This is a genomic window from Paenibacillus sp. Y859 (assembly GCF_056786405.1).
Window position 1 is genome coordinate 1 of record NZ_JBXCIZ010000024.1, and the last position, 18,310, is coordinate 18,310.

The following is an 18,310-nucleotide window of genomic DNA, read 5'->3' on the forward strand; positions in this document are numbered from 1 at the left end:
AACCTTGAACAACCGATGGTCTTATGTATGAGTTCTGCTTGTTTTCTGTTTGGATAGATACGAAATTTGTATGCTTTATGTACTAACATGAGTCATACCTCCATCATATCGAGAACATTTGTTCTATTATATCATATAAAGGAAGTATTTGGCTATCACCAACCGAAATTCATCTCCCACCTACTCATTGAGCTTCGCCCTTCACATTCATTGAGGTGGAAGTCTTCTTTCGGAATATGATAAAGTAAGGTTTAAAGTAATCCTTCAAGTCCACTTCATCGTACTCTCCAGGCATGAAAGTCCCACATAAAATTGTAGTCCGACCATTCAAGCTTATTTGTTTGGCAAGATGAATCCAAACATTTTTAATTAACGTCCATTCATTTATTGGACCATATATTGCGTCCAAATCCAGTATTATGTATTCAGCACACTGTTTAAGAAGTTCGGGGATAATAGTAGTTTTTCCATTTCACATAAGTCGCTTACTTCGTATGCGATATGTGCTTTGGTATTATTTCGATCAAAATCTTCCGTCCCAATATGAAGTTCTTTATCTCCAACCTGAACCCAGAATCCCCCTCTTCCTTTCAAAGACTTTGGTTTTGTTGCATTATATTGGCCTTTTTCTTTCAGCTAACGTTGTCGTATTCGCGACGTCAATTCCCCTTAGATAGCTCTTATCTTAGGGGAATTGATGTATCTGCCTGATTATTCATCTTCGAAAACACCTCGGGTAGATCAAGGGGTGAATGCCCCGTAGTGTGAATATCGTGTTATCGGATGTCAATGGCTGCTTCGAATCAACTATCGTACCCGATAGAGTAATATTCAATTCTATATCCAATCTTTAAAATAATCTGTTACAAATCGAATCTCGCGCTCATAGTGCACCAAGTGTCCCTCATCAACCATTTTTTGAAAGGCAGGATTTCCGTCGGCAGCACCATTACTCAACGTATCACACAGTGCAGTCAACCGTTGAATAATCCACTGTCGCAGATCATTAGAAACGGGAATTCCATACGATTCAAAAAACAAATGAATTCGCCGACGGCGCTCTACGGCATGTAAATCTGATTGGTATGCTACCGTAGATCCTGAAGAATAGTCAGGTGCGAAACTCGAAAGCGGAACCGATGTGTAAAGGGAGTACGCAATATCCCACATACGCGGACCAGGTCCTGCCATGTCAAAATCAATCAACGCTACAGGTGCCCCCTTTTGAAAGACCACATTATACAACGCAGCGTCATTATGACAGATCACTTCGTGCTTGGTATCGTCGGCGTAGCTAAGCTGCCATCTGCCCTCCGTCACGAGAGTGAACTCTTTAGTCACATCATGAAAACGGCGCAAAAGGCGTGCCAAACCCACAAGCGTCTCGTCCGACCACATGTACGGTTCAAGTTCAGGGTAATCATTTCCTGGCACTTCTCCAGGAATAAATGTCAATATTTCGCGATCAGAGTCATCGATTCCAAGAAATCTTGGTGCTCCCTCATAGCCTTCTTTCTCCAAATGTTTGAGTAGTTCATGAACACATGGACTCCAATAACCTGTGGGGCGGCGAACAGTATTCGCCATGCGGACAATGTGATTAACATTACCACCTTTTAACACTTCTTCCTGAGTCACTAGGCTTCATCCTTTGCTTTTTATATTGCAGTTTACTGCCAGTTAGTTCAAATGTGTTTTTGCATTGATATCCCCTAGATAGCTTGAATCTTTTGTTATCGGATGCCCTGTTGAATATACCCACACATATTCTTCTTTATTATGATTTTTCTAAAACTATCTCTTATCTAAGAGTTCTTCATATCCCTGATTAGAAACAATCAAAATTTAATTTTTTACTATGAGTTTCTCTACTTTAAATTAATAACTTTTTGTACCATATGAAATCAACATACAACTTGCATCTACAACGAATGTATTCTCTTTATTGATTTTCATGTATTTGGAAATTTGAAGTTCGCACTCAAAGGCACAGATCGCCTCTTGTTCAGTAAGTCCACGATTGATTAAAGCTTGTACAATAGAATCTCTGTTCTCTTCATTTATTCCCATCACCGTATCATAGGCTGATAAAAAAGACTCCAAATTCACTTGATGTTCTACCTGGTTCCCTAAAGGATTAACAAAATTAACATAATCATTCACCCTCACACCGATATCTTCAAGTCCAATCTTTTGCATATAGTGTGGTAACTTAATCCCAATAGAAAAGTCCTTACCACTTCTTTCAAGATCTTGTCGTCTCAACTTCTGCACAACACCTAAAACATTTAGTTCATTGTAATCTAGACCGTCAAAATATAACCCAGCACTAGCAATATCTCTGCTCAGTTCAATGCAAATAACCTTACCGCTTGGGATTACTGATGCTTTCATTTTATCTAAAATATTAATTTCATTTGGTATATGTTGTAGCACACATTGACAAATAGCGATATCATACTTTTCTTCAGGTACATAATGATTTAAGTCTGCTTCAATAAAAAAGGTCTGATACTCAGAATCAGAAAATATTGATTTTGCTTCCTCAATTAACTTTGATCCCTTATCAATACCTGTATATGTACTTCCCTTTGGAAGAATCGGTAATAACATAGCACCTAAAAAGCCAATTCCACACCCAAAATCCACTATATTTACTGGCTTATTTATTTCCCATACTTTTTCGACTAAAAATTCTAAGTAGTCATCATTCCACAATGATTTTCTAGACGACTTCAAATATTCGACCTTATTATTCCAATGATATTGTTCCATAGTTATCATCTCCATATATAATTTCAAAATTTTGTGTTCAACAAACTAAAATTCAAAACTATTAAACTTAAATATCTAGATTCTTTTAATAAACGAATTACAATACATTGTATTGTTAATCATTTAGCGCACATGAAACGCTTCTATTCGTTTTGTGGTAAGCCGCCTGTATCCGTTGGATAAGATGAAGTTCATGCTTTTCTTCCCACGATACTGACCTTTCAGGAAGTATGCCAGATCCTCGATGCGACTCTTAGTTCGCCAAGCCAAATGGGGTAAAGATCGTTATTCCATTCTATCCGACCATAATCTTCTGCTACTTCGTCAATACTGGAAGACCTATCGCCCTGAGCTTTGGCTCTTTCCAGGTTTCCCGGATACGAAGCCCATTTCGGTACGAACTATTCAGTCTGTTTTTAAAGACTCATTGTATGCTTCGCTGAACCTTTTCTTGCATCCCATCCACTTCATATGGAAGGCATCGAGGCAACTCGTGCTATCCAACCATGTCGTACTGCAGCGTTAGGCGGTTATGTTGACCAATGTAATTCTTGCGAAGATTTGAAAGTGTCCTACAATTTCTGTCGCAATCGCAATTGTCCCAAATGTGGAAATTTTAAAAAAGAGCAACGGGTTCTTGATAGGACTTCTGAACTCCTACCTGTTCCTTATTTTCACACCGTTTTCACGGTTCCTCACACATTGAATCCCTTATTTCTAGCAAACCCCAAGCTGATGAACAGTATTCTTTTTAAAGCTGCTTCCCAAACGCTGTCCAAGTTGGCCATGGATCCTAAGTTTCTAGGTGCGCAAATCGGGGTAACTATGGTGTTGCATACATGGGGACATAATTTCTCAAGTAGAAACGGTTTCGCCGTCCCTTTTTTCAAGGACGACGCACGTTTCAGCGGAAATATAAGGATTAGAGTATCTAGTGAAACTTATACTCCCTGATATTTACTGGATCCTCTCTGCCCTACGCAGAGGAATCCTCTTTTCTCGCGCTAATAGATGCACTCTATGAACCCGATTGGGTCGTCTATTGCAAAAAACCTTTCAAGAGTTCATTCCACGTCGTCAAAAATTTAAGTCGATATACGCACAAGACCGCGATTTACAACAACAGATTGATGGCGATGGACGACCAGACCGTAACCTTCCATTTCCGAGACTACAAAGATGATGGAAAAGGAACTCATTTTCAAATTAACCGGTGTGGATATTTCGCTTTGCCCCTCCTGTGGAGGGACTTGGGGTCAAATACTGACGTTGACTCCTGGCGGTGGGTAAGCGCGATGAATAGCATACTTTTTTCTACGATGCCTAATTTGGGGAGGGGGGAGGTATGTATTAATCCATAAATGAATACGCTGACCTTAGAATTTGGAAAATGGATTTGCGCAATTGCCGAGTACCTTCTCTGATTATACCAAATAATTATTAATCATCTTAATGCCCCATGCGGAAGTACAGCATGAACCCCTTTGACTCCATTAACTACTTGAGTAATTCTTAAATCAACTACCGCACTTCCTAATGCAATAGCCTCAACCCTATTTAAATCAAAAAGATTACCCATTAGGTTTAACATCCCGTCCATTGCTTGAACAGTTGCTTCATTCAAATCTTCATGAAATCCAAAACTAATCCACCCACTAGGAGTATTGGCAATCGGCAACTCAAGTTTCATGTCTATATTGACTGTAAAAGTTAGTTCTACGGATTCCATTGAACATTCGATCGCTTGACAACTGATTTCCCCGTCGCCTTGTGCAGCATGACCATCTCCAACAAAAAAATATGCACCATCTACTGGAATTGGGAGATATAAAACACTTCCTTTTGTTAATTCCTTGCAGTCAATATTACCACCACAAAATCGAGGTGGCCATGTAATATGAACCCCCTTCTCTTCTGGCGGCATTGCATATATTCCCATAAAAGGCTTCAAAGCCACTGAAAATGTTCGACCATTTATTTCTGTGTTTCCGATCATGCTTCTATTGTTCAATTCCCATTGAAGATTAATTTCCTTTTCTTCGGTTAAACCCAGTTTCTGATTCTGCCAGTTCGGATATTGACCAGCAGATGTAAATCCATAAGGACCAGGGATAACTTCATTTATTCTTACTTCAAGTGTCATCCCTTTTTTTGCTTCTATTATTTGTATAGGCCCAAGTAGTGCATGACCCCAATCTGTTTCTTTTCGATTCTCAAAGGGTTTTGTTCTCTTCCCCTCATCTGAGGGAGTACCCCAACCAGCGTCTAAACATGAATATTGAACGGTATCTCCGGAATTGATTATTAATATAGGATCAAACTCGGCAGAAATAGAACCGTATAAATTAGATCGGTCTGGTATTACTTTGAATACTGCCATAAATTACCCTCCTAAATATTGATTTGCATCAATTTCTTATAACTTATGTACATTCCTGGCGTTCAAGAATATGCTTTTTCATATACTGCTCGAAGCTTGTAATGACGGATACTTTTTACGTATCTTTCAAGACTTTGCTCGTCGTGTTCGGGCCGGTCCCATGCATAATCGTCTTCATTTGGCTTGCCAGAAGTATGATTCAAAAGCTGCCTTATAGTAATATGTTAGTACCGCTCAACCGATTGCAAAGTGCTACAAACAACAGGATCACCAGTCGATAAATTAGCTGTTCCATATTCACCAGCAAAGAAAATTTGGTTATCCTTCACTATCCCGATGCTAATGCTAGAAACTGTCGATTTTCAACAAAATCGGTTAACATTACGTGCAACGGGCTTTCCGTTTTCTGATATTTGTACATTTTGTCCTCCCTTATGTATCCTGCTTCAACGAGTTACTGTCTCGGTTTCGCCCAAATAAGATTAACCATATTAAGCCAGTAGCTTTCCGTTTTATCGATTTTGATACCTGACTCTGAGATCAGTCCAAGAATGTCCCTTGTATGGTGGCATCCATAAACACGATATAAAAGTGGGTTAAGAGTTTTTTGGATAGCGGAAGCCATAAAGTTAGAACTAATCCCATGCTCCATGAACAGGATTTCCCCGTCTGGTCTACACCACCTGTTGATTTTATCCAACACCATTAGTGGATTCTTATAACTGCAAAATGATAACGTTGAAACAATAGTATCAAACGATTGATCAGGAAAATTCATTTCTTCAATATCAGAACACATAAAATCTGCATTAAGGCAATAGTGTCTTGCTGCCCGTTGTGCTTTCTCAATCATCGCCTCACTAAAGTCAGTTGCGGTAATTTTTACGTCCAGTGGATAGTATGGAAAATTTGCACCTGTTCCTACTGCAAGTTCAAGCACCTCGCCCTTAGCATGACTTAAAAGATTCTGACGCCAACTCTTTTGTTTCGGGTCTTCTCTTTTTCTATCATATTGGGTTGCTTGCCTATCAAAAATACTTATTAACTTCTGTTTCTCCATCAATCTCCCACCTTACGATCTAGGATATGGTTATTACGATTTATGCTGATTCTCTATAACGTTTCACATTGTAGGCGTTTAAATTTCTATCACTCGTCCTTAATGTTTCCATTCGTTCACTGTTTCTTACCTACCGCAATCCATCTTCTATCTATATCTTCAAAAACAAATTCTTTATTGTTGTAATCTGTCGTTGATAGAGGTCGTACAATCCTAACTCCTAATTCACTAAAACCTTTCTCCATTTCCTCTTGGTTATCTGTTATTAAATATGCATCATATCCATATCCATGTATTTCTCGATTAGGTACTATATATTCTTGATTTGATTTTATTACAACGATCTCTATTCGATCCCTGTACAGACAAATATGTGGTTCCAAAGAATCAAGATAACTTACTGCTCTGAAGCCAATAAGTTCATAAAATTCTGCAGTCTTATTCATATCAGAGCTTGGAAAAATTTGAAGACAGTTAGTAAACATATATATTTCACCCTTTTTATAAGAATTTGCTAAGTGTTAATTTACCAGAACCAAGTATACCCGCTATTTCCTGGGTTGCAATCATTCAAATGTCTTTCCCATATAGTATTCATCTATGTACTTTCCATCGGAAATATAAGGATTAGAGTATCTAGTGAAACTTATACTCCCTTATATTTTGAAAAAGGTGTATGCAGAGGAATCCTCTTTCCTCGAGCTAATAGATGCACTCTATGAACCGGATTTGGTCGTCTATTGCAAAAAACCGTTCAAGAGTTCCTTTCACGTCGTCAAATATTTAAGTCGATATACGCATAAGACGGCGATTTATAACAATCGGCTGAAGGCGATGGAACTCATTTTCAAATTAATCGGTGTGGACATTTCGCTTTGCCCCTCCTGTGGAGGAACTTGGTGTCAAATACTGACGTTGACTCCTGGCGGTGGGTAAGCGCGATGAATAGCATACTTGTCACTACGATGCCTGATCTGGGGAGGGGGGAGGTATGTTATCATCCGTAAATGAACGGGATGACCTTAGATATTTGAAAGTGAAGTCTCATATATTGTGCTACATTAAGAGAAGGAAGTAAATAACAAAGCCCATAGGCTAGCAAATATTCGCGGCATCGTTCAACATGGATTTGCGCAATCAATCCAAAGTGTTATCGGAAGTTACTGTCTTCTTTGATTTCCCCCTCAAAAAATGGCTTGATTATTTCTTCCTTAGTATCAATTAATTTTGATAATATTTGTATATTCACTCCCTCTACTTTCCCTTCTAAATCAAATACCATTCTATATATGCCAATCGATTCACCAAAAAAGTAAATCCTTAACTACCCGTCCATTGATAGGCTTGATAGTTAGAACGGAATAAAAAGGGCAAGGCAACTCGTTTGTCTTTTTCGTCTTACTCCATGTATTAACTTTCGTATATGGTAGCTATATCATGTATTCTACGCTTCATTTCTGTGCGGATATGTAACGGCTCTAAACACTCGCATTTATCCCCAAAACTGAAAAGAATATTGTAGTAGTATTCGTTCTCTATGAAAGGAAAACTAACAATGCAATGCTCATCACCATCTGGCGAAAAGTGTTCATAAGTGCAATAATCAAGTACCCTGTCCATGACAGATTTATGAATACGAATTTTGATTCTTGTTTGCATAGTTGCCAAAATATCAGTAAAATCTAACTGCGGTTTTTGATAATCTCGTGGCGTAAAAAATTCCTCTTGTATTTGTAGGTTTGATGTGCGGGATAGTTTAAATAAGCGAAAATCATTTCTTTTATGGCAATACCCTTGCCAATACCAATGACTACTTTTCAATACAAGCTGATATGCCTCGGCTGTTCGTGCGGTTTTATTTCCGTAGCGGTCTGCATATTCAAACGAAAGTAGCTTGCTTTCCTGTAAAGCTGTTTTGATAATTTCTAAATATGGTTGTATGTTCTTGTTGCTCATCCACGGACTTAAATCTATATATATTTGATTTGCTTTTAATTCAATGTCTTTCGCTCTGTCGGCGGGGATAAAACTCTTGACTTTCGCAAGGGCGTTTACCAGTTCATCACCTCGTATCATGTTAGAAAGACTGGAAAGCCCCATCAAGATAGCGGAAAGGTCGGCAGTCGAAAAAACCTTTCTATCAATCTTGTATTTCTGCATGATTTCAAAGCCGCCGCCCACTCCCGATGTTGAGCGAACAGGAATACCCGCCATGTTGATAGTGTCTATGTCGCGGTAGATTGTGCGGGGTGAAACTTCAAACATATCTGCTAACTCCTGTGCGCCTATACGCTTTTTATCAAGGAGTATCATAATAATGCTAATAAGCCTGTCAACTTTCATCTGGATAGCCGCCTTCCACAATTTCTTGTTATCATTAGATTGTTGCCATACTGTTGTCAACAATTACAAGGTATAATAAAAAAGTAAACAAATCAATCTACCTATCAGGAGGAAACACTATGCAGAAAAAGGCCTTAGTAATAATCGATATTCAAAATGACATAACAAAGAATTACAAGGATGTTATTGGCAATATCAATAAAGCTATTGATTGGGCAGTCAATAATAATATTCATGTTATTTATATAAGGCATGAAAATTTATCAGCTGGCACGAGGACTCTTAAACCCAATACATATGGGTCTGAATTAGCTTCAGACTTGAAAATAGTATCAAAAAATGTTTTTACAAAATACAAAGGAAACGCATTAAGCTGTGAAGAATTTACAGACTTTATTAGTAAAAATGAAATATGTGATTTCTACATAGCAGGAGCAGATGCTGTTGCTTGTGTTAAATCAACCTGTTACAACTTACGCAAAGCAAATTATGGCGTTAATGTCCTATCAGATTGCGTTACTAGTTATGATAAAAGGAAAATTGACGAAATGCTACGTTATTATGAAAGTAAAGGTAGTAAAATTATTTGTTTGAATGACCTATTAATTTAAGATCTATCCATATTAACCGCATAGCGCGGCGGGCGTATTAAGTGCGCCCTTTTTTAGGACACGGCGGCATCCGAGGAGATATCACTATGTCCATTATTTGTTATGTATCACCGCCGTTAGATAAACTATTTAAAAAGTCTGCATTTTATAGCGGTATATCCTACCCCCCAATGCATCTACACGTACTATACCATAGGAAATATATTCTCTATGCCCGACTGGATTTTTTCAGTCGGGCATTTTTGCGTTCTTTTCAAACTTTTTTTCAAAAATGCACTTCAATCTTTGGCAGTTTTCAAATTCTGTTTGTTGAGGGTTTGTGAAAGGGGAAATCACCCGTTTTCGCGGTTGCGAAAGGAGGTGATTAGCATGAATGAACCTATCAACGCCCACAAGGACACGAAGCGTCAGCAGATACGCGAAGTGACTTTTTCTGACCTGTCCCCGCAAGAGGAAAATCAGATATGTGTTAATTGAATTGAATATATCTCTACTCGTATTGATCTAGGGTCAAGCTTCCCTCTAAATGTGTCGTAAAATTCCGATTTGTCTTCTTTCTTCCAATTATCTAGATAATTCCAAAATCCTAAAATCGTCCTTTCCTGGATGGTATATTTATCGGACCATTCTAATAATTGTTTTGTGTTCATTTCTTATTCCTTTCTATCAGTACAGTAATTTCCGATAACGTTTGGGATCTACGAACCCGAGAGGCTTAAGGGAGCGAATGCGACCGGGTCCATCGGACTTAGCCTCGCAGGGTTGTGAGTTGAATTCACAAAGCCCGCAGCATAGATACGATGTTATCGGATGTTACCGACTTCGCAGAAAAATCAAATGCTAAATTAATCCAATATTGTTTTTTCTCTTGGTACTGTGCTTTTTACAAACTCCTGCTTAATGTCTTCCTTAAGTACCTGTTTCAATCGATCTCTACCAATTCGATCAAAACGATTTTGCACCTTTATTACATGTTCTTTATCTGATTTTATTTGACTTTCTATCATTTCATAATCTTCATAACTGTCATATTCCCACATAGCAAATATCTCAGTATTATTCTCATCCTTCTCGATCATCCATCGCCCAATTAATCTAGCGCCATACTTCAACTGAGACGGTAATAATATCTCATTAAATAATTGATTAAACTCTTCAGTGAACGATGGTTCAACTAAATATGTTTTTCTTCTATAGATCATTTTTTGTTTGTCCTTTCTTTTAATTATTTTTCTCGGTAATTTCCGATAACGTTCGCGCATTACCGACGTCCAAACGGCTTAAGGACCGCAGGTCCGGGTGGCTCTGCCACTTAGCCGGTTGGATGTGTCACCTGAATTAACTTCATCGAAATCCCCCTCTGGTGACCAAGGGAGCGTAGTGACCGCTGTGGTAATGCAATGTTATCGGATGTAACATGACCCCTTGAATCAACTAACAAAATCTTGTATTCCTCTACCATTCTCTATCCGCTCTTTAAATTGCCCTTTTGTATATTCATCAATGGCTTTGTTCCAAAATATCTGGGCCGATTTGTTTCCTTCGATCTGATAGACTTCCCATTGTCCTTTATGTAAATTAAAAATACGAGCAGCTACAGCTTTCCCAATTCCTTCTCGTCTATATTTCTTTAATATAAAAAATTCAGCAATTGAATAGTAATCACGTTCAACTGTCTCAATTAACCTTACCAATACAAATCCTACATACTTATCATCTTGTTTAATTATATACGCAAATCTATGATTCTCTTCTTTCCAGTAATCTTCTAATGGATACGCTCCATATAGTCCGTCTTCTTCTACATCGCATTTTATAAATTCGGAAAAATCATAAATATAAAACTGCATTAAATTAGCTAACACTTCCTTGTGTTCTTTGTTTGCTTGTATTATATCAAATTTCATTTGAAGTTCTCCGCCCTAATTTATATATTATACTCATGTTATTTCCGATAACGTATGCGCATTACCGACGTCCAAACGGTATAAGGACCGTAGCGACTGCTGTGATAATGCAATGTTGGTATTCTCAGTTCATACCCAACTGGCTCGGGGATGGACTTTTTCTTTATACTGGAGGAAACACTGGGCTGAAAAACGTATGCATTGTTGGGACATAGATCCCGTCACATAAAGTGTTCTAAGCCCTCGCCTTTTGTTCATACCCCGATTCAGCTGGTTGGGCCCTAGCCCGTGTCACCGTGCCAACCTGTGGAGGGCAAAAGTGCTGGCCCCAGTGAAACTAAGGAGGTTATATGAATATACCTGTTCTAAGTATCGATGTCGCTAAGGGTAAGAGTGTTGTTGCTGCTGCTTTTCTTTCTTACCATGACTGTATGTACAAACCTTTTCCATTCTCTCATACTCATGACGATCTCAATCATCTCCTATCGATCTTGCTGCAGATGAAGGTAGCTACAGGCCACGAACCCAATGTTGTTTTAGAAGCTACCGGGAATTATTCCAAACCTCTCGTATCTTTCTTTTCTTCGCATGGATATTCTGTCATTGTTCTCAATCCATTACTTACTCATCAGCTGAAGCAAAAGGCGGTACGGAAGGTCAAGACCGACCCGATCGATGCCATTCGTATTGCTCATGTCTTCTACCTCCAGTCTCCTGAACCTCAAGTAGAACTAAGCGATTCTGTTCAACAGCTTCGTGTCATTTGTCGACAATACCAGCATTGGACAGGCTTCTATGGCGAGACACAGCTTCATTTCCGTGCCGTTCTTGATCTTATCTTTCCAGGGTATGACAAGGCGTTTCACGAATCAGGAACCTTCAAATCCAAGAAGAATCGAATATCTAAACGGGGCTCTTCTTACCTTCGAACTGCTCTTTATCAGGCTACTGTTGCCGCCATTTCCAAGCAAATTCATGGACCAAGAAATTCGATTCTCTTCCAATTCTATCAGCAAAAACGGACAGAAGGCAAACCGGCAAAAGTCGCCATTGTCGCTACTTCTCACAAGCTTTTACGCATTGTTTTTGGCATGTGGAAGTCTGGTCAGGTTTTTAACAGTGGTTATGACTGTAATTGGAAATTAAATTCCAGAAAAACTTACTCTAGTGGGTGGGTAGGTTTGTTTAAGTATGTCTATCTTATTCCTATTAAAATATTATTAATGATAGGGTTGACTTTGATTAGCTGGTTTATAGGATGTAAGCACCTTATACGAATAAACTAATCAACGATCTTGAATATAACTAAAAAAGTTTTTACTACTAAACGATGAAATATCATGTGAAGTTGTCGGGACATGATTGTCTAGAATATAAACTATTTCTCTGAAAGTTATTTCCGCATCGTCCCTTGAGTTTAAAACTCGATATTCATTAGGTAGTGTTCCTCTCCGCCTTATCAATAAATTGGTGTTTACCGATTGCTCCCAGTCCATAAAGCTGTTGCCATTGTCCCTTGTTAGAATCCTATTTTTAATTATTTCGTCATCATCAACAAAAAGCGTTATGATGACATACTTATATCCATAAAACACAATAGGGATATCTAACATTCTCACATCATCAAGATCTGTAAGAATCACATTCTTAAAACCGTGCTTGTTATAGTTCAAAGCTACAGCAACCAAGTTCTCAAATGATAGTTGTTCTTCTTGACGTTGCGAAATATTGATAGATGGCGCTAATGTACGGAACTCGGGAATCCAACCAAACTCAAAATAAGGAGATTCAAAATGCCCATGAAGTTTCCTAGACATTGTAGTTTTACCATTGCCGGAAGAACCATGTAAAACAATAAAATCTACACTCATTTCTGTACTTACCTCACTCTCATTCCATGTTTCATGAAACATGGATGTATGACTTAATTATATTTGCGATGATTTCGTATAACGTTTTGTATTGACGACGTCCTGGCCCCTTAGAGTCGCTGCTTATAGTTGTGAGGCTTGCCGAACACCTAATGCAGTGACGTCCCGACGGGATTAGGGGGCTGGATGTGGTCACTCGCTTCTCAGAGTGATCCCGAGCGTCAATATGTTGTTAGCCAAAGGAAGTTCTGGAAGCATCCATTGTATTTAAGGCATTCTCAAAATAGCTATATACTTCATCTGCAATTCCCAGAAACTCTTCAACAAGTACATGACTATCCAAGTAACAAGCATACAGATAATCAACTAAAGCGGAGTCAATCTCGCAATAGTCTAATATGGCATTCTTCATCTTAATAATGTCATCTTGCCATACACCTGTATCTTCTAAAACCAAAGAGTATAATGCACGAATTAATCTCTTAGAATAACCTTTAATATATCTAGTTTTCATTGTGTTATCACTAGCATTAGAAAGTAAACTATGTATACGATCTACTTCCTGCTTGGTCTCTGTATTTAAGTCTAAAATGAACTCTGGAGAAATAATTATCGGTGGTACTTTTTCACCAACGTCATGACCATATATGCAAACACAAATTATCTTAACCCAAAAACCCCACTCATTCGGTTTACTTAATACATCGTCAATCGAGCAAATTATCGTATCAATCTTAGTTACTACTGGATATTCTTCCAAAAGCCTGTCTTTAATATTTGACAATCTTTCGTAATCAATATCTTTGGGATTTACACATACAATAGTAAAGTCTGCATCTGACTTAAAAGGTTTAGCAGTTCCTTTTGGAATCGAGCCACACATATAAATGCTATGAATCTTACCTTTAAATTCGGTAAGTATATTATCTATATACTTATCAACAAAATCCTTATATTCACTTTGTATTACAATTCTATTTATAACTTTTTCTAATATCATATAGACTCCTCCTAAACATGTAAGAACTTCTTTCGGCTAACGTGCTTGTATTCACGACGTCCATCCCCCTTAGATAGCTCTTATCTTAGGGAGATGGATGTGTCCGGTTGAATTCACCCTCGTCTCTTCCACATCGGTCCGGACCGAGGGGCGAATGCCCCGAAGTGTGAATATGGTGTTAGCTGGAGTTATTGGCTTCCTGAACTACTTAAACATCACTTGGCAATCGCATTAAAATTATATGCTTGTAGATTTTGCTTTAAATCAACTATTACTACATAATCTAAACCTGTTACATCCACTGCGATACTTTTAGGGTAAATTTCATCTACTGGCACAGTTGTTGATAGGGTCGGATTGCCAATCGGCTCTCCCTCTTTCGTGGATTCACTTATAATGCTTGTACCTTCTGAACCGCTGCCCGTTACAATCGCCTTATTATATACAGAGTATTTCAGTGTAGAAAGTTCCTTATTTAAATGAATAACAATGCTGTTTGCTGTATCATCCTGTTGATTATAGATTTCATAGCTATGACCATCCGCGTCCATAAAACTATCTGCGACCGTAACTACTGAATGCGTTAATTTCGCTTTAGCGATATCCACCATATCTCCAGAATTGTATTTACTGATCAAACGATTCCCGTTTGCAGAAGTTGCTGTTGATCTCGAGATTTCGTTACCTACTGGTGTTGCTGAAATTACCGAATCCTTGTCCTCAGAAAACTTTACAATAAACGTACCGCCAATAATTCCGATCGCAAGAATAACAATAGAAATTGTAGCGACAGTACCTTTATCTACTTTCATTGAATCACTTCCCTCTATACAATGTTATAGTCGAATCTTCCAATCCCCTCCGGCAGCAGAAGTTGTTAAAATCGTTCCTAATGGATCTCGATTTCTTGAAATATACAGTCTTTGAAGGTTTCTGCTAGATTTAAGTATTTTCCTTTAAAATATAATTAGTGGCCAAATTCATATAGTGACTTGTTATCTGATTTTATTTCCAATAATTTCAGCTAACGTTTGGCATTCCTGACGTTCAACAGCTTAAGGACCGTAGGTCCGGGTCGTCAGACTTAGCTGGTTGAATGTGTCGCCTGAATCTACTTCTCCGAAAACCCTCTTGGCGACCGAGGAGCGAAGGCGACGATGTAGGAGTGTTTTGTTAGCTGATGTCGCCTCATTCTGAGATACTTAAGCTTATTGTTTTTCATTCAGGTTTCTTCTTATTTCTTGAACTAATAGGTTCTTTTCACTATCTGAAATTGCATCAGCTGATAATTTTCGCGCTGCAACAGGTGTGATCCACGGAAGAACTTCATCATAGGTAATACCAGTTAATTTAGTATATTCATCCATAAAAATATTGATTATAGGCTCTCTTATTAAATCAAAGAATTCCGAAATACTATTTGGGAGATACGATGGTAATATCGCATATCTTATCATAATAATATATTCAGCTAAGTCTGCTTCAGGATTCCCTATTGAAGCATCCATCCAATCAATAACTACAGCCTTGCCATCGTTTTTTATTAGTATATTCCCTGGATTTGGATCCCCATGACATAATAATTGTTTGGAAGGTAAGGTATCTAGGATGGAGATAACTGCCTCTTTCTCCGCTAAAGATAAATATCCAACATTACGTATTGAGTGCTCTATATTATTTCTTTGACATGATGGTAAACTGACATCAGATTTATTATGTATTTCATTTAGTATTCGAGCAGTTATACGGATGTCCACTCCATCAGTATCTATTGTGCTTGTATTGGGAGTTAGTGCTTGTTTAAAAAATCGCTCCATTATTGTTTCTCCATAAATCCTTTCAAATACAATACCAGGTCGACCATAAATCTCCAACAACTCATATGGTCGAGCTACAGGAAGCCTATTATCCCATGCAATTAGATTATTATGAAATTCTCTTCGCATAGCTTCAAAGTCTGTATTCGCCTTTGCTAATTTGATTATTTTACCGCTGTCCTCCCACTCAAAAACTTCGGAGCAACCACCTTCACCAATCTTGTTTCCAAGTAATATACTCATACTTGATACCTCCCTTTCTTTTGGCGATTTCATCTAACGTTTCCGTGTTCACGACGTCCATTCACCTTAAATTGCTAGAGCGACCGACTAGTTCGATCGGCTGGCCGCGATGCGGTTAGGTGAATGGATGTGTCCTGGCATAAGCTTCCTCGAATTTTCCTCCGGGACCGAGGCGGCTTGTCCGCCGATGCGTGAATACAATGTTTATATGCTGTTGGGGCCATCCTCGAATATACTATCTATTTCATTTATCAATTCATTTGTTTTATATACACTTACTCCGATATTAGTGATTTCTTTAATTCCTCTATCATATACGCCAGATACTGCATCCTCGACCATAATGATTCTATAATCGCGTTCACTCGCTTCATAAATACTGGTGCGAGGGCAATTTGGAAAGTTACATCCAGTGAAAATCAAAGTGTCGATTCCCTGTCCCCTTAAAAATTCATCCAATATTGTCTGATAGAATGCCCCCCAGCGAGGCTTATACACAGCCCATTCATTGGAGCCAATTGATTGGATATTCCCTTCCAATAAATGATCATATAGAAGTTCTTGAGAGTCTTTTGGTTTTATTAAATCTACAAGATCTGGGCCATCCGAATCTGGAGTTACAATTCTTTTTCCTGATTCGATTAATTCTCTCCTACAGATATCCACATTAGAACCGTCAGACTTGTATATTCGAATGACATGAAGTATGGGTAGCCGATTCTTTCTACATGCTTCTAACACCTTGACCAAGTTAGGAAGAACTTCATATGTTCCATAAATTTCAGCGGTAGCGCCCGGCAAACTAAAATCGTTCTGAACATCGATCGTTAAGACGGCTGCATTCCGAAGGTTTGGAACTACATAATTCCCCATCTTCGATTTCCCCCTCATTAATAAGTTGCCCCAATTGCATATAACGTTTGGCATTCCTGACGTTCAAGCAGCTTAAGTGACCGCAGGGAACGGGTCGTCAGACTTAGCTGGTTGAATGTGTCGCCTGATTCCACTTCTTCGAAAATCCCTCTTGGCGACCAAGGAGCGGTAGCGACGATGCTGAAAAACATTGTTATATGATGCCGACGCTTCTTAGAATAATCCCTCAATACTCTACTCTAATCTATCAATTAACTTGCATATAAAAAAGTTTGCAATAAAATATTAAATATGTTTCGCAAACCAATCCCAGCCTGTACCTACGTGCTCAGGTTTATGAGCATCTGAGCCATAGACACATTCAATTCCTTGTTTCATACATTCAGCTAAAAACCATTCAGGAACATAGGGCTTTCCACATGATTTGACTCGAAGCCCTGCTGTGTTCACATCAATTCCTACATTTGATTTAATCAAAAGTGGAATAATTCTTTCAAGGCGATTTCTAACCTGTTTCTCATCAATTGGAGGCAATTGATGAGAAAATTTCTCTATTAAATTAATATGTCCAATTCGTTTTCTAATAGGAAGTTGAGCTACCCAAGTAATGGCTGCTTCCATGTGATCATAGTATTCGTTCACAACATTCTCCATTGAACCGTAAAAAGCCAAGATATCTTCTCTAAAATTTTCTACTGTATGATCTATACAATGAATACCTCCAACACCTGGTAAATAGTGTACTGAATAAATAACATCCTCCAAGTCTCCATACCAGTCATTTACGATACGCTCAGTAAATGACAAGTGAGCGGGCAAATAATCCAGTTCGAGACCAACAGTAATATCCAGCTTGTTTGCATATAGTAACTTCATCTTCTTCGCATACTGGATATATAATGGTAATTCTTCAATTGGCATAGCTAGTCTCTTAAATAAATCAGTGTCTTCAATCAATCCTATAGGCAATGGTGAATGCTCGCTAAGTGTATATCTTTCAAATCCCAAATCTATCGCCCGATCTATATACATTTCTTGTCGTTCACTACTCCCATGGTAACAATATTGGGTATGAGTATGTCCGTCCCATTTCAATTGCACTTCCACTCCCCTGCAAATATATTCATGATTCTTGTTATCTCTCCAATTTGTATTCGGCGGTTTCATATAACGTTTGGCATTCCTGACGTTCAAGCGGCTTAACTGACCAAAGGGAACGGGTCGTCAGACTTAGCCGATTGAATGTATCGCCTGATTAAACACCTTGGAAATCCTTCTGGAGATCAAGGGCGAATGCCCGCAGTAGGAATGCTGTGTTATCGGATGGCCCTGTCTTCTTCGATATCACTCACGAAATTCACTATGTAGTTTACCGCATCCTCGAAATCTCTCGCAATATAGTCCACTTCTGTATTTGACCATTTATGTCT

At 38.4% G+C, this 18,310-nt stretch carries 18 protein-coding genes and 3 pseudogenes; 5 read left to right on the forward strand and 16 right to left on the reverse strand.

Annotation, left to right across the window (positions count from 1 at the left end):
* The 4 genes and pseudogenes from AC1TO8_RS23360 to AC1TO8_RS23375 all read right to left on the reverse strand — a co-directional run.
* Window positions 1-89: helix-turn-helix domain-containing protein (locus AC1TO8_RS23360; RefSeq protein ID WP_482058001.1), on the reverse strand; the 89-nt coding region annotated here is incomplete at its 3' end.
* Window positions 90-456: 367 nt separating this feature from the next.
* Window positions 457-606, reverse strand: a pseudogene (locus tag AC1TO8_RS23365) (VOC family protein); the annotation flags it as partial.
* 231 nt (window positions 607-837) lie between these two features.
* Window positions 838-1,638, reverse strand: coding sequence for a phosphotransferase (locus AC1TO8_RS23370; RefSeq protein ID WP_482057985.1), 801 nt, complete (start codon window positions 1,636-1,638; stop codon window positions 838-840).
* 240 nt (window positions 1,639-1,878) lie between these two features.
* Window positions 1,879-2,775: a class I SAM-dependent methyltransferase gene (locus AC1TO8_RS23375; RefSeq protein ID WP_482057986.1), complete on the reverse strand. Its 897-nt coding sequence runs from the start codon at window positions 2,773-2,775 to the stop codon at window positions 1,879-1,881.
* Between the two features lie 244 nt (window positions 2,776-3,019).
* On the opposite strand from AC1TO8_RS23375, the gene AC1TO8_RS23380 reads away from it, so the two are divergent.
* Window positions 3,020-3,301 carry a hypothetical protein gene (locus AC1TO8_RS23380; protein WP_482057987.1) on the forward strand — a complete coding sequence of 94 codons (282 nt, stop codon included), beginning with the start codon at window positions 3,020-3,022 and terminating at the stop codon, window positions 3,299-3,301.
* A pseudogene (locus AC1TO8_RS23385) lies at window positions 3,202-4,065 on the forward strand (IS91 family transposase). The gene AC1TO8_RS23380 and the pseudogene AC1TO8_RS23385 overlap by 100 nt, the downstream one beginning before the upstream one ends.
* A gap of 154 nt (window positions 4,066-4,219) precedes the next feature.
* Here the strand turns inward: AC1TO8_RS23385 and AC1TO8_RS23390 are convergent.
* The 3 genes from AC1TO8_RS23390 to AC1TO8_RS23400 all read right to left on the reverse strand — a co-directional run bounded on the left by AC1TO8_RS23390 (window position 4,220) and on the right by AC1TO8_RS23400 (window position 6,700).
* Window positions 4,220-5,155, reverse strand: a complete 936-nt coding sequence (locus AC1TO8_RS23390; RefSeq protein WP_482057988.1) for an acetamidase/formamidase family protein — start codon at window positions 5,153-5,155, stop codon at window positions 4,220-4,222.
* Between the two features lie 454 nt (window positions 5,156-5,609).
* Window positions 5,610-6,215: a class I SAM-dependent methyltransferase gene (locus AC1TO8_RS23395; RefSeq protein WP_482057989.1), complete on the reverse strand. Its 606-nt coding sequence runs from the start codon at window positions 6,213-6,215 to the stop codon at window positions 5,610-5,612.
* A 116-nt stretch (window positions 6,216-6,331) separates the two neighbouring features.
* Window positions 6,332-6,700: a VOC family protein gene (locus AC1TO8_RS23400; RefSeq protein WP_482057990.1), complete on the reverse strand. Its 369-nt coding sequence runs from the start codon at window positions 6,698-6,700 to the stop codon at window positions 6,332-6,334.
* Window positions 6,701-6,890: 190 nt separating this feature from the next.
* Between AC1TO8_RS23400 and AC1TO8_RS23405 the strand changes: the two are divergent.
* Window positions 6,891-7,151, forward strand: a pseudogene (locus AC1TO8_RS23405) (transposase); the annotation flags it as partial.
* 474 nt (window positions 7,152-7,625) lie between these two features.
* Here the strand turns inward: AC1TO8_RS23405 and AC1TO8_RS23410 are convergent.
* The gene (locus AC1TO8_RS23410) at window positions 7,626-8,558 is read right to left on the reverse strand and encodes a helix-turn-helix transcriptional regulator (RefSeq protein ID WP_482057991.1); all 933 of its coding nucleotides are present in this window, start codon (window positions 8,556-8,558) and stop codon (window positions 7,626-7,628) included.
* 119 nt (window positions 8,559-8,677) lie between these two features.
* Here AC1TO8_RS23410 and AC1TO8_RS23415 point away from each other — a divergent pair, with 119 nt between their 5' ends.
* Window positions 8,678-9,169 carry a cysteine hydrolase family protein gene (locus AC1TO8_RS23415; RefSeq protein WP_331552479.1) on the forward strand — a complete coding sequence of 164 codons (492 nt, stop codon included), beginning with the start codon at window positions 8,678-8,680 and terminating at the stop codon, window positions 9,167-9,169.
* An 845-nt stretch (window positions 9,170-10,014) separates the two neighbouring features.
* Here the strand turns inward: AC1TO8_RS23415 and AC1TO8_RS23420 are convergent.
* Window positions 10,015-10,431 (reverse strand): NIPSNAP family protein, encoded by a 417-nt coding sequence (locus AC1TO8_RS23420; protein WP_482057992.1) that lies wholly within the window; start codon window positions 10,429-10,431, stop codon window positions 10,015-10,017.
* Window positions 10,432-10,599: 168 nt separating this feature from the next.
* Complete coding sequence (locus tag AC1TO8_RS23425) at window positions 10,600-11,076, reverse strand: GNAT family N-acetyltransferase (RefSeq protein WP_482057993.1); 477 nt, start codon at window positions 11,074-11,076, stop codon at window positions 10,600-10,602.
* Between the two features lie 350 nt (window positions 11,077-11,426).
* Here AC1TO8_RS23425 and AC1TO8_RS23430 point away from each other — a divergent pair, with 350 nt between their 5' ends.
* Entirely contained in the window at window positions 11,427-12,362 is a 936-nt protein-coding gene (locus tag AC1TO8_RS23430) for an IS110 family transposase (RefSeq protein WP_482057994.1), read from the forward strand.
* On the opposite strand, the gene AC1TO8_RS23435 is transcribed toward AC1TO8_RS23430, so the two are convergent.
* From AC1TO8_RS23435 to hisJ, 6 genes are all read right to left on the reverse strand, one after another.
* The gene (locus AC1TO8_RS23435; RefSeq protein ID WP_482057995.1) at window positions 12,363-12,947 is read right to left on the reverse strand and encodes a hypothetical protein; all 585 of its coding nucleotides are present in this window, start codon (window positions 12,945-12,947) and stop codon (window positions 12,363-12,365) included.
* A gap of 232 nt (window positions 12,948-13,179) precedes the next feature.
* Window positions 13,180-13,947, reverse strand: coding sequence for a nucleotidyltransferase domain-containing protein (locus tag AC1TO8_RS23440; RefSeq protein WP_482057996.1), 768 nt, complete (start codon window positions 13,945-13,947; stop codon window positions 13,180-13,182).
* 215 nt (window positions 13,948-14,162) lie between these two features.
* On the reverse strand, window positions 14,163-14,759 hold the full coding sequence (locus AC1TO8_RS23445) for a hypothetical protein (protein WP_482057997.1): 597 nt from the start codon (window positions 14,757-14,759) through the stop codon (window positions 14,163-14,165).
* 396 nt (window positions 14,760-15,155) lie between these two features.
* On the reverse strand, window positions 15,156-16,007 hold the full coding sequence (locus AC1TO8_RS23450; RefSeq protein ID WP_482057998.1) for a phosphotransferase family protein: 852 nt from the start codon (window positions 16,005-16,007) through the stop codon (window positions 15,156-15,158).
* Window positions 16,008-16,211: 204 nt separating this feature from the next.
* Window positions 16,212-16,880 carry a cysteine hydrolase family protein gene (locus AC1TO8_RS23455; RefSeq protein WP_482057999.1) on the reverse strand — a complete coding sequence of 223 codons (669 nt, stop codon included), beginning with the start codon at window positions 16,878-16,880 and terminating at the stop codon, window positions 16,212-16,214.
* A gap of 285 nt (window positions 16,881-17,165) precedes the next feature.
* Window positions 17,166-17,981 (reverse strand): histidinol-phosphatase HisJ, encoded by an 816-nt coding sequence (gene hisJ / locus AC1TO8_RS23460; RefSeq protein ID WP_482058000.1) that lies wholly within the window; start codon window positions 17,979-17,981, stop codon window positions 17,166-17,168.
* Window positions 17,982-18,310: the final 329 nt, after the last annotated feature.